This window comes from Bacillus sp. FSL W7-1582 (genome assembly GCF_038593325.1).
Lineage (GTDB): Bacteria > Bacillota > Bacilli > Bacillales > Bacillaceae > Bacillus > Bacillus altitudinis.
This window is the reverse complement of sequence record NZ_CP151987.1, coordinates 294,909-306,893: the sequence shown is the minus strand read 5'-3', so window position 1 is coordinate 306,893 and position 11,985 is coordinate 294,909. Positions and strand designations below refer to the sequence as shown.

The 11,985-nt window shown below is 40.8% G+C and carries 14 protein-coding genes; 4 read left to right on the top strand and 10 right to left on the bottom strand.

Features of this window, described 5'->3' with window-relative positions:
• Nucleotides 1-58: 58 nt before the first annotated feature.
• From NSQ11_RS01720 to NSQ11_RS01705, 4 genes are all read right to left on the bottom strand, one after another.
• Nucleotides 59-838, bottom strand: a complete 780-nt coding sequence (locus NSQ11_RS01720; protein ID WP_050826900.1) for a TerC family protein — start codon at nucleotides 836-838, stop codon at nucleotides 59-61.
• Between the two features lie 140 nt (nucleotides 839-978).
• The gene (locus NSQ11_RS01715; protein WP_007498343.1) at nucleotides 979-1,557 is read right to left on the bottom strand and encodes a TerD family protein; all 579 of its coding nucleotides are present in this window, start codon (nucleotides 1,555-1,557) and stop codon (nucleotides 979-981) included.
• A gap of 41 nt (nucleotides 1,558-1,598) precedes the next feature.
• The gene (locus NSQ11_RS01710; RefSeq protein WP_008342133.1) at nucleotides 1,599-2,180 is read right to left on the bottom strand and encodes a TerD family protein; all 582 of its coding nucleotides are present in this window, start codon (nucleotides 2,178-2,180) and stop codon (nucleotides 1,599-1,601) included.
• 20 nt (nucleotides 2,181-2,200) lie between these two features.
• Nucleotides 2,201-2,803: a TerD family protein gene (locus NSQ11_RS01705; protein WP_017358594.1), complete on the bottom strand. Its 603-nt coding sequence runs from the start codon at nucleotides 2,801-2,803 to the stop codon at nucleotides 2,201-2,203.
• Between the two features lie 417 nt (nucleotides 2,804-3,220).
• Here NSQ11_RS01705 and NSQ11_RS01700 point away from each other — a divergent pair, with 417 nt between their 5' ends.
• Complete coding sequence (locus tag NSQ11_RS01700; protein ID WP_045034624.1) at nucleotides 3,221-4,213, top strand: LLM class flavin-dependent oxidoreductase; 993 nt, start codon at nucleotides 3,221-3,223, stop codon at nucleotides 4,211-4,213.
• A gap of 213 nt (nucleotides 4,214-4,426) precedes the next feature.
• Complete coding sequence (locus NSQ11_RS01695; protein ID WP_342501218.1) at nucleotides 4,427-5,467, top strand: acyltransferase family protein; 1,041 nt, start codon at nucleotides 4,427-4,429, stop codon at nucleotides 5,465-5,467.
• Nucleotides 5,468-5,486: 19 nt separating this feature from the next.
• Here NSQ11_RS01695 and NSQ11_RS01690 read toward each other — a convergent pair whose 3' ends face one another.
• Both NSQ11_RS01690 and NSQ11_RS01685 read right to left on the bottom strand, forming a co-directional pair.
• On the bottom strand, nucleotides 5,487-6,269 hold the full coding sequence (locus NSQ11_RS01690) for a glucose 1-dehydrogenase (protein WP_017366553.1): 783 nt from the start codon (nucleotides 6,267-6,269) through the stop codon (nucleotides 5,487-5,489).
• A 112-nt stretch (nucleotides 6,270-6,381) separates the two neighbouring features.
• Nucleotides 6,382-6,810, bottom strand: a complete 429-nt coding sequence (locus NSQ11_RS01685) for a cell wall hydrolase (RefSeq protein ID WP_008342138.1) — start codon at nucleotides 6,808-6,810, stop codon at nucleotides 6,382-6,384.
• 539 nt (nucleotides 6,811-7,349) lie between these two features.
• On the opposite strand from NSQ11_RS01685, the gene NSQ11_RS01680 reads away from it, so the two are divergent.
• Nucleotides 7,350-8,411: a DUF4352 domain-containing protein gene (locus tag NSQ11_RS01680; RefSeq protein WP_007498351.1), complete on the top strand. Its 1,062-nt coding sequence runs from the start codon at nucleotides 7,350-7,352 to the stop codon at nucleotides 8,409-8,411.
• Between the two features lie 29 nt (nucleotides 8,412-8,440).
• On the opposite strand, the gene NSQ11_RS01675 is transcribed toward NSQ11_RS01680, so the two are convergent.
• From NSQ11_RS01675 to NSQ11_RS01660, 4 genes are all read right to left on the bottom strand, one after another.
• The gene (locus NSQ11_RS01675; RefSeq protein ID WP_227820658.1) at nucleotides 8,441-8,674 is read right to left on the bottom strand and encodes a hypothetical protein; all 234 of its coding nucleotides are present in this window, start codon (nucleotides 8,672-8,674) and stop codon (nucleotides 8,441-8,443) included.
• Nucleotides 8,675-8,716: 42 nt separating this feature from the next.
• Nucleotides 8,717-9,028 (bottom strand): hypothetical protein, encoded by a 312-nt coding sequence (locus NSQ11_RS01670; RefSeq protein ID WP_017366552.1) that lies wholly within the window; start codon nucleotides 9,026-9,028, stop codon nucleotides 8,717-8,719.
• Nucleotides 9,029-9,200: 172 nt separating this feature from the next.
• Complete coding sequence (locus NSQ11_RS01665) at nucleotides 9,201-10,382, bottom strand: ABC transporter permease (protein WP_050826896.1); 1,182 nt, start codon at nucleotides 10,380-10,382, stop codon at nucleotides 9,201-9,203.
• A complete protein-coding gene (locus tag NSQ11_RS01660) occupies nucleotides 10,382-11,122 on the bottom strand; it encodes an ATP-binding cassette domain-containing protein (RefSeq protein WP_007498365.1) in 741 nt (246 codons plus the stop codon). The genes NSQ11_RS01665 and NSQ11_RS01660 overlap by 1 nt, the downstream gene beginning before the upstream one ends.
• 160 nt (nucleotides 11,123-11,282) lie before the next feature.
• Between NSQ11_RS01660 and NSQ11_RS01655 the strand changes: the two genes are divergently transcribed.
• Nucleotides 11,283-11,984 carry a LytTR family DNA-binding domain-containing protein gene (locus NSQ11_RS01655; protein ID WP_007498366.1) on the top strand — a complete coding sequence of 234 codons (702 nt, stop codon included), beginning with the start codon at nucleotides 11,283-11,285 and terminating at the stop codon, nucleotides 11,982-11,984.
• Nucleotide 11,985 lies beyond the last annotated feature (1 nt).

Below are 11,985 nucleotides of genomic sequence, written 5' to 3'. Positions count from 1 at the left end.
ACTTGATGATTCAAAAAAGGATGGAGCCGCTAGTCAACTCCATTCCTTTTTGATCGTCCTATTCTTCTTTTGAAGCCGCAGCTTCGTTTGTTACACCTTGATGCTTCTTCTTATTGATTTTATGAACAATAAACGTTCCGATAAACGCTAGGATAATAATCGCAAAGAATGCGAGATGCGGGATTTCAATATGAGCAGCACTTAAGCCCATTTTGATGGCAATAATTCCAATGAGAATAAATGCCGTATTCTCAAGCTCTGGTATACGGTCGATGAGCACAAGGAATAATTGTGCCACTGTACGCATCATGAGAATTCCAAGCATTCCACCTAAAAGAAGAATCCATACTTCCTCAGATACAGCGAATGCAGCAAGGATACTGTCTACCGAGAAGGCAAGGTCCATAATTTCTACAGAAATAACAGTTGCCCAGAAGACGCCAAATACGCGAATCATCCAGCCTTCTTTTTTCAATTCCTTCGCTTCGTCATCTCCGTCACCTAACCAGAAGTGCTTAATGACCAGCCAAGCTAAGTATGCAGCGCCCAGGACTTTCACCCAAGCAAACTTGATGAGCAGCATCCCTACGCCAATGAATAGAAAACGGAAGAAATAAGCGCCAATTAATCCGTAGGTTAATGCCTTTTTACGCTGCTTTTCAGGTAAATGTTTCACCATAACAGCTAATACAAGTGCGTTATCCGCTGACAACAAACCTTCAAGCACGACAAGGGTCCCAATAAGCCCCCAAGAGACAGGATTTGTTAATACCTCTGCCCACATATGCCAATCAAAAAACGAGGCATACGTGTCCAACATATGTTTCAAAATGTCCAACTGGTTTTCCTCCTATAAGTGTAGAAGCATCAGCAGGCTTTCGCCTGCTGTTATTCTTGATCGCTGTTTCTTTCTCACTTTGGAAAATCCCCTCATATGAGTCATTGGCAGCGCCTCTTGAATGAAGTTGTTTCTTCTCTTTACACTTCTAACCCATAATTTTGACAAAGAGCTGCAAGTCCGCCAGAGAATCCGCTTCCGATTGCGTTAAACTTCCAATCGCTGCCGTGTCTATATAGTTCGCATACGACGACAGCTGTTTCAATTGAGAAGTCCTCCCCTAAATCAAAACGAATCAATTCTTCCCCGCCCTCTTCATTTACAACACGAACAAATGCATTAGAGACTTGTCCAAAATTCTGGCTGCGTGCCTCTGCATCATGAATCGTCACTGTAATTCCGATACGATCAATGTTAGCAGGAATTTTCGAGAAATCAACGAGAATTTGCTCGTCATCTCCATCTCCTTCACCCGTACGGTTATCACCGGTATGAGTGACACTGCCGCTTGGATGCTGCAGATTATTATAGAACACGAAGTCTGTGTCTTGCTGACAACGATTGTTTGCATCTACTAAGAAAGCCGAAGCGTCCAAATCAAATTCGGCTCCGCCTGAATATTTATTCGTATCCCAGCCAAGTCCGATCATCACTTTTGTCAGCCCTGGATTGGTTTTCGTTAAATCGACACGTTGTCCTTTTGAAAGCTGAATCGCCATATTCGTATCTCTCCTATCTCCTGAAAATATGAAAACGGGCGTTACCCGATATCTAAGCCGAAGTCTGTTGCAATGCGGGCAAGTCCGCCTTGATAGCCTGATCCAACAGCTGAGAATTTCCACTCTCCGCCATGACGGTATAATTCGCCTACAATAATCGCTGTTTCAATTGAAAAGTCTTCTGCCAAATCATAGCGAATGAGCTCTTCATTTGATGCCGCATTTAAAATACGGACGTAAGCGTTAGACACCTGTCCAAAGTTTTGGCTGCGTGCTTCTGCATCATGGATTGTAATGACGAAGGAGATTTTCTCAATACTTGCTGGTACAGTTGAAAGATCAACATTGACCTGCTCGTCATCTCCGTCTCCTTCACCTGTACGGTTATCGCCTGTATGTACGATACTTCCGCCACCGCCAGTTGTTTGATTGTAGAAGACAAAGTCAGATGGAGAGTTTGCTTTCCCTGCTGCATCTAAAAGGAATACGCTTGCGTCTAGATCAAAGTCATGTCCGCCATCATACTTGTTTACATCCCAGCCAAGACCTACGACTACTTTTGTTAAACCTGGATTCGTTTTTGTTAAATCAATTTTTTGACCTTTCGCTAAAGAAATTCCCACTAGGAACCTCTCCCTTCTAATTAAATGTAGTTTCTCGTAATATCGGCAAGCTTCGCATCGTTTGTACCATTTCCTACAGCTGCAAACTTCCACTCATTCTCGTGGCGATAAAGCTCTCCAACGATTAATGATGTTTTACCTGCATATTCATCTTTCAAATTATATTTCACTAATTCTTGATTGTTTGAACGGTCAACAATTCGGATGTAAGCATTTTGAATCATACCAAAGTGTTGGTTTCTTCTAAGTGCATCATAAATGTTCACAACGAACACCAATTTATTCACATTGCCTGGTACCTTGCTTAAGTTGACGAGGACTTGTTCATCATCTCCGTCTCCTTCACCTGTCAGGTTGTCACCTGTATGTTCGACACTGCCGCATTTGCTTTTCAAGTTACCAAAGTAAATCAAATCTTTATTTTCAACAAACTTATCATTTTTCAGCATCAGCACTGAAGCGTCACAATCAATATCAGCGCCGCCTCCGCCGCCAAACAGCTTTCCAAGAAAACCGCCGCCTTGTGACACAGGGTCCCAGCCAAGTCCAACTAGAATATTGGTTAGTCCTGCTTTTCCTTTTGTTAAATCAATACGTTGACCTTTTTCTAATGTAATCGCCAAATCAATCACTCCTCCAGCATAATAAAAATCTATTTATTAAGCGATGGACCCTATTAAAATCATCATACATGAAAATTCGACAAAATTCATGAAATGACATTGGAGCCTCTTACTCTTTTTTCTATTTACTAGTATATACGATCTATGTATAAAAGAGGTTTCAATATGATGATATTTTTTTAAAGAAAGATCCATGACAAAAATGATTCATGTCGTAAAAGAAGTGTTTCATGTGAAACATTGTCGAATGTTCCCGTTACACAGCCTCTCGCTTAAAAACAGGGCGCGCACCCACTTCATATGTTGATATAGAAAATTCACATACATAGCTGTGATAAACCCTTTCATTTCCTTCCGTTCATGACTTTCTTTATACTTATGAATAGAATTCAACGTATTGATGAAAGGGTGTTGATGATGCCATCACTTCATATATTAGATCAAGTCGCCATCCCTAAAGGCCAGTCCGCACAAGAAACATTGGTTCATACGACAGAGCTGGCCAAGCTTGCGGAAACACTGGGGTATGAGCGGTATTGGTTTGCTGAACACCACAGCACGAGAGGACTCGCGAGTACAGCGCCTGAAATATTAATGGCACATATTGCTTCACACACATCGACATTGCGCACAGGCTCTGGGGGGATTTTACTCCCGCAGTACAGCCCTTTTAAAGTAGCAGAAGTCACCCGCCAGCTTGAAGCCCTTTACCCTGGGCGGATTGAGATCGGGGTTGGTAAATCCCCAGGCGGAATTGAACGGACGAGACTCGCTTTGACAGACGGCGTGAAGAAAGAACTGTCTCAATTTGACCGCCAGTTGGAGGACCTTCTTTTTTACTTATCTGACAGCCTGCCTTCTGGTCATCGGCATGCAGGAGTGAAAGCGGCTCCGCTCGTTGATTCTTATCCGCCAGTCTGGCTGCTTGGACTCGGGGAAAACAGTGCCATCCAGGCGGCATCACTTGGAATCAACTATATTTTCGGACATTTTATTCATCCTGCACGAGGCCGGCAAGCTTTTGAAGCGTATCGGTCACACTTTTCTCCATCCGTTTTCTCACGTCAGCCTCAGTCTATGTTTGCTGTCTTTGTGATCTGTGCAGACACAGACGAGGAAGCAAGCCGCATTGCCACCAGTACAGACTTATGGCTACTTCGGGTTGAAAAAGGGCTGGACAGTCGCGTTCCTTCTATAGAAGAAGCAGAGAACTATCATTACACTGAGCAAGAAAAGAAAAAAGTGTTACAAAACCGCCAGCGAATGATTGTTGGCTCAAAGCAAACAGTGAAAGAACAGCTGCAAATCTTAATGGACCGCTATCAAACGGACGAGATGATGATATTAAACAATTCATTTGATCCAATGGAAAAACAGCGTTCCTTTGAACGAATCGCAGAACTATTTTGAAGCCAATCTTTCATTGGCTTCTTTTTTTACATTGTTATAAAAAATGGGAAATGTAACATCGAGATGTCAAAAAGCTTCCTTCTGTCATCTGATCGCAAATGTGTCTTCTAATCGTTAGCGAACTGTAAACGCATTGTAGGTGTACCTTTTATATAGTAGAGGTACATATGAAGTAACGGTTTACAATGCTGAGATGGAAGGAGATGACTGGCCATGAATAAACGACTCGACTGGGTGGATGCGGCTAAAGGAATCGGCATTCTGCTCGTCGTTATGGCGCATGTACCCATTCCTGATTCATTCAAGCAATTTATATACTCTTTTCATATGCCACTCTTCTTTTTACTATCAGGTATGATGTTTCGATCATCCTCACAACCTGCTATGTCATTTATACAGAAAAAAGCGAAAAGCTTGCTCTTACCTTATCTCTATTTCTCCATTATTACGTACGTTTTCTGGTTCACGGTGACCCGATTTTTCGCCTTTAAAGGGCAAACAGATATTGATCCCTTCGTTCCATTTACGGGAATTTTCATTTCAAATGCCGATGAAGCAAGACTGACGCATAACCCAGCCATCTGGTTTTTAACGACGCTCTTTTTAGTGGAAATGTTGTTTTTCTTAATGCATCGTCTGACAAAAGGAAAACCAGCTGTATTGATGTTACTGACCGTCCTTTGCGGCGGAGCCGGATATGCTTCCACGCTATTGTTAAACCAGAGTCTCCCTTGGAACGCCAACGTTGCGTTAACGGCTGTTGTGTTTTATTCAATTGGATTTTTAGCAAAACAATGGTTTGTGGAATTAAAAACAGATCCTACCCTTCTGTTATGTACAGGTCTGCTTGTACTGACTGCATATATGCAAAGCTTTAATTCACGAATTGATATGCGGGTCAATGACTATGGAGATCTATTCATTTTTTATGCTTGTGCACTGCTCGGTTCAGCTGCTGTCATTTATTTAAGCTTCAAATTGAAAACGTCCACGATATTGACGTATCTCGGACGTCATTCCATTGTGATTCTCGTCCTGCAATTTGCCGGTATCGATATCATGAAGGCATTTATTTATTACGGACTAGGCATCAATATCTCTGATACAGCGCAGCTTTCTTGGACGCTCTTTTATACGATCGGTACATTGCTGCTCATGGTGCCATGTATCTCTTTCTTGAGCAAGTATCCTATGCTGCTCGGCAAACCAGCAAAGTCAGCACACCGCTACAAAGAAAAAACATCCGCCGGCTAATGGGGCGGATGTTTTTCTATTATTCATCATTTAATTGAGAAGGATAAAGCGTCATTCCTCCATCAACAAATAATGTAGTACCTGTAATATAGGCCGCTTCTTTCGATACGAGAAATGCAGCGGCGGACCCAATCTCTTTCGGATCGCCAAACGTTCTCATTGGAATTTTCTCAAGTTGCTTTTGTTTTTTCTGTTCATCTTGAAGGTCGTCATTTGATTCCGTTGCCATTGTACCTGGTGCAATCGCATTGACCCGAATACCCGCTTCGGCATAATCAAGAGCCAGCGTCTTCGTCATCATATTCATTCCTCCTTTAGAAGTAGAGTAATGAACATTGAACGGACGCGGGATCTCTTGATGGACACTGGATATATTCAAGATTGACCCTTTCACATCATGCTCCATCATATAGGCAATCGCTGCCTTTGCTCCTAAAAATGAGCCTGTGATATTCACATCAATGACCTTTTGCCATTGTTCCAACGTCATTTCATGCGGCATTGCTTCTTCACCGTTAAAGCCTGAATTATTGACGAACACGTCTAGTGCGTTAAAATTCTCCAGCGCGGCATCCATTAACGCCTGAATTCCTTCCTCTTTGGAGACATCTGCGTGTACTTTCACCGCCCTACCTCCATGCTGTTGAATGGCTTGTACTGTTTCTTCAGCCCCCTCTTCATCGCCTTTATAATTCACAACCACGTTCATTTGTTCTTGTCCAAATCTCAAGGCAATGGCTTGTCCTATGCCTTTAGAAGAACCTGTCACAATGGCTGTTTTCCCTTTTAAATCTTGATACATCTTCATTTCCTCCAATCACGTGCTTCATCTTGTTGATACACAATGGTTACCCATTTTGAAAAAAAGAAAAACACAATCCTCTTGAATACAAAGGATTGTGCTGTTCATCAAGCTAAAAGGTGTTATAAACATTCTCACATGTTTCAGCTGTGGGCTGGTAAAAGCAATGTGACTTATACCTTGCCACAAACGGCTGATTGTACCAAGTGGATGGACAATTTCCAGGCGGTTTGAAATACCAAAGGCTGAATTTCGCAGGCCAAAATCGTTCACCATTAATGTTCCTCCGTGCAAGTGTCTTTTCACTTTCTCGTGCTCGCTGATAAAAATAGCCATGCGTGACTGCCTCAAACGCATGCTCCTGATAAATCATTTGTGGAATCGTACGCAGCCCTTTAAAGTCAGAACAGTTGGCACGCAAACGATTGATGCCTACATTTCCTACAAGCAGCATCCCTTGTTTCCCTTCACCTTCCGCTTCGGCTCTCAGCAGTCTGGCCATTAAATCAATATCAGAGCTTGTCGCTCTTACCACTGCCATACATCCACCTCCCATTCATTTCTCTTTTATTTTATGTAGGGTTTCTGTGTAGATGACTGCCATTTTGAAGGGAAAAGACACATTCCGTGTCGAGAGCCTGTCTAAATACCTCAACATTTCGTTGGACAAGTGTCTCTATGTCAACAACACACAAACCTAGTGATCATACACATCACAGGAAAAAATATTCATTACTAACGACTCATTTACAAGTCATAAAAATCCTTCTATTTGCTACATCTTCTTCAAAAACAGTCATTTGAACCTATTCAATAATCCGACTCAAAACCTTAAAATATAAAATGTTGAGTTTTTACAGGAGATTTCAAACAATAAAATACACATTTCTCCTCTCAACATAGTGTCATTTTTACTACTTGAAGTGGATGAACCTTTCGAACGCACTGAGGTATTGACAGTACTTTCGCTTCATTCTACAGTAAAAAACATACAGTGTTTTTCTTTTTGTGCAAAAAGAACGATATGAACTAAAGCTTTCCAATGAAATTCACCATAAAACCCGAGGAGGAAAACATCTCATGTTTAAAAAGAAATTATCCCTGTTTCTTCTGATTTTGTGTGTAACTGTTGTCGCTGCTGCTTGTAGTGGTGGAAAAGACAAAACTGCTGCGAAAGAAAGCGATACAAAAAAATCCCTTGATGCAGCTGAAGTAAAAGTAGAAAGTGCTGAGTACACTTTACCACCTCAATACGATACATCTGTTCAGGATGATCAATATGTCCTAAAAGTGAATGTATCAGTAAAAAACATCAGCAAAGAACCATTGAATGTGGATAAAAGCAACTTTACGCTTTACCAAGATGACGCTCAGGTGTCTACCATCTCTCCTGATGACTACAACGAAGTATTATCTTCAAGCTCTCTAAATGCAGGTAAAGTATCAAAAGGTGGTCTTTTCTTTGTGGTTGATAAAGAAAAAGACTATCAATTGGTTTACACAGAGCCTGGTTCTGGATCGAAAAAAGATGACAAAACACTAGAATTCGATATTAAAGGAAAAGACTTGATGAAAAAGGCAGATACACTTCAAGCGTCTGCAAAAGCCCTTTCTTCTTATATTGATGTCATGATTTTTGGTAAGAAAAATGACGATTTCGAAAAACTAACAGGTGATAACAAATCAACTGTCGTAAACGAATTTGATAAATCATTCAAACAAGGCTACATTTCTTCTTCTGGTATTTCATCTAGCTCAGCAAAAGACGAAAACCTTGATAAGCTTCTAAAAGCTGTAAAAGAAACATTAGCTGAAAAATCAAAAGTATCAACGAAAACAAAATCAATCAGCGGTGATAAAGCTGTCGTGACTGTGACACTTACACCAATTGATGCAAGCCCGCTTGTCGATCGTTTAAAAGAAAAAGCAACTGAATTCTACAGCAAAAACCGTACAGCATCTTATGATGATGCTCAGAAATATCTACTTTCTATCTATCCAGATGAATTTAAAAAATTAGGACCATCATCTTCTGAAGAAACAGTAGAAGTGAACATGAAGAAAAACGATATCGACCAATGGAAACTTGATTTGAACGACTACAAAACAAGCTCATTGGTTGAAAAGTTCATCAAGAACTAAAGAAAACCCCCGGTTCCCGGGGGTTTTCTTTAGTCTTTTTTCGATTGATGTCTATATTTGATTCCGACATACAAGCAAGTAAGGAAGAAAATGGTGACCCACACCCACAAGACATTCACCATCAATAATGTGGTGGCTACTACGATCAAAATTGTGAGATCTAGTTTTTTTTCTAGTTTTTTATGGGTGAGAACGAAAATGATTAGTAGAAAAGCGATGAAACAGGTGATTCCATAACTGAAAGCTGCGGGCAATTTTCGCACCTCCTTATTACAAGGCCTATACTGACAAAAGGATACAACATACTATGAAGATGAATTCCCCTTTTCAGCATCATATCCTTTTATGATGTCAATCGGATCAACTGCATCATCTTCTTGTATGTATTCCTCTACATAAGGAGTGATTAATTTCTCGAAACTTTGCTCATCGCCTTCATAGTCAGATGGGAATAAATGTGCAACAGAACTACCTGTTTCTAAAGCTCTATCAATTGCATTTCTCAATTCTATCAGTCCTTTTTTATTCCCTAAAATGAAAGCTTCAAAATGATGTGTTTGCTGAGCATATATATTACATAACCCCAAAACATCATCATCTTCTAATTGATCACTCATATACAAAACCCCTTTTAAGTGAAATGAAGTCAATTTTACACGACTGAGCATTTTTATTCTATCACCTCATTCACATTGTGATCCCTTTTTTATCACTCACTTAAACATACAAAACAAAAAACTTGTAGAAAAAATCTACAAGTTCTTCATTTCTATCAATGAAATGTTCTTTCTATTTCGCAAGCATCCATTTCTCTTTCATAAACAAACTTCTCACGATGACAAACAAGATCATCACTGTCAGCGCCGAGGAGCCGAGCGTCAGGCCAATCGACATTGGGTCAACGATGCCAAACATCAATTGCTTGCATAGTGCGTGAATATTAAGGAATGGGATCGCAAAGTAATACGTATCTAGCTGCATAGCGCCTGCTCTCATGGTGAAAAACATCGGAATCACACCTAGTGTAATGATCATGGACATGTACGATTGTGCTTCTTTCACTGAGCTTGAAACGACACTGAGCAGCAGTTCAATCATGGATACCATGAATGAGAAAATAATTAATGCCGCAAACATAACACCGATGATGCTCCACACTTGATCTCCGAAGTTCAGCGCTTGTTTCAGCTTTTCTGTAAAGAGCAATGTAGAGAGCAGCAGCATACCAATCGCCACAATGCCACTTAATATACCAAACATAGAAACAGCTAGCCATTTTCCAATCAAAAGCTGAAGTCTGCTGGCCGGTGTCAGGAATAAAGCTTCAATTGACTTTCTATCCTTTTCACCTGCTACGATATCAAGAGCAGCTGGCAAAGCACCTGAGATCACGGACGTCACTAAAATCATTGGAAGGAGAATCGACAGCAGCATGGTGGTCACACCGTTTTCTCCGTCCCCGTCCTCTCCTTCTTGCACATCAACCGATTGCACCTCAAATGGATGAATCACTGACGATTTGATCTGATCCTGTGCCAAACGCTTTTCTACGACTTGGTTTTGATACTGTTCAAGCAATGATTGCAGCATTTGAACCGCAATCACGGAATCATCATCTGTTGGATACCCATGGACTTTAATGGCAAACGATGTTTGATGCTGAAGCATATCGCCTGCATCTTTTGGCATTTCTAGATAAGCATTTGCCTCACCGTCTTTAACGGCTTGCTGCGGGTCATCAAATGTTTCAAGTTTCAGGTTTTTCACTTCTTTGATCATGTCATTCATATCGGACGGAAGCTTTTCATTGATTGCGACTGTATACGTTTTATCGCCTGGATCAGCGATCATGCTTTCGTAGAAAAACACGAGTCCGAGCATTGTCAAAAGAGGGATCAACACTGTTAAGAGCAACGTTTTCCTGTCTCTGAGCGAATCTGTCATTTCTTTTAAAAAGACGGTTTTCCACATTATGCATTCCCCCTTGCGAGCTTCGACATAAAGATGTAATTCAAGTCTTCACTTTGTTCCTGTGCATATAATTCTGGAAGCGTTCCTTTGTACACGAGCTCCCCTTGATGAATCATCATGACACTGTCACAAAGCAGGCTGACTTCTTCCATGATGTGGCTTGAAAATAGAATCGTTTTATTTTGCTGTTTCAACTGATGAATAAACTCTCTGAAAATATTACTCGATGTGATATCTAAACCTGTTGTCGGTTCGTCAAACAAAATAATGTCAGGGTCATGAATCAATGTTCTGGCAATCGCCACCTTTTGTTTCATCCCTCTTGAAAATCCTTTTACCTTGCGATCCATGTACTGCCTCATCCCGAAGCGCTTTGCTAAATCCTCAATTCTTGCTTTGATTTCATGCTGATCTAAGCCATATAATTTCCCAAAGTATTCAAGGTTTTCACGAGCCGTCAAACGGTCATAAAGTCCCGTCTCGCCGCCAAATAAGACCCCAATTCGCTTCTTCACTTCAGTTGCTTCTTTGACTGTATCAAAGCCTGCAACATTGACTGTTCCATGAGTAGGCTCCAATAATGTCGCAACGGCGCGTAATAATGTGGTTTTCCCCGCACCATTTTCTCCTAAGATGCCGACAACTTCTCCTTCCTTCACGGAGAACGTCATATGTTTCATCGCCTTTACGACTTTTTTCTTATCTGTAAACCAGCAACTACAATCGCTGAGAGTAATCATTTGATTCGCCCCTTTCGACTATCTACGTCTATGATAGAAAAAATACCGCCTGTCTGACATAAAAATGTCGCGAAACGTCCTTTTTCTGTCTTGAAATGATCCATTTTAAAAAACAAATGGTAAAATAGACAAATAATAAGAAGAGTCATAGGTGATTTTTATGATAAAAGTAGGTCTTGTCGATGATTACCGAGTGGATTTAGAAAAGCTGCATGCCATTGTCGGCAGAATGGATGCCGTTGACATCGTTTTTGTGACGCAGTCAGCGGAGGATGCATATGAGAAGGTCAAACAGGGCGACATTGATCTATTGTTTGCAGACATTGAGATGCCTGGCATGTCAGGCTATGAATTAGCAGACCTTATTCACTCTCATGCACTGAATGTAGATGTTGTATTTGTGACAGGAAACAGTGGGTATGCTGTCCATGCCTTTGATTTGAATGTCCATGATTATATTATGAAGCCTTATCAAGCTGATCGAATCGCCAAATCCTTAGAGCGCTACATGTCCACCAAGCAGGAGAAAAGCATTCACGGACGGCTTCTCATCAAGCAGCAATCAGATATCCATGTACTGCAAAAAAAGGATGTCATCTTTGTTGAACGTACTGGCAGGTCGACGACCATTGTCACAACAACAGGAGATATTCAAACATACCAAACTCTCAACGAGTTAAAAGGTGATTTAGCTGAGAAAGACTTTATCCGCTCCCACCGCTCGTTTATCATCAATATTCATTACATCAAGAACTTTTCGGCGTATGCCAAAAATTCATTTATCGTGTCTTTTGAAGGGACTGATAAAAAAGCCATGATGACGAAGCAGCAATTAGAATATTTTAAGAAATACTACTTTTAAG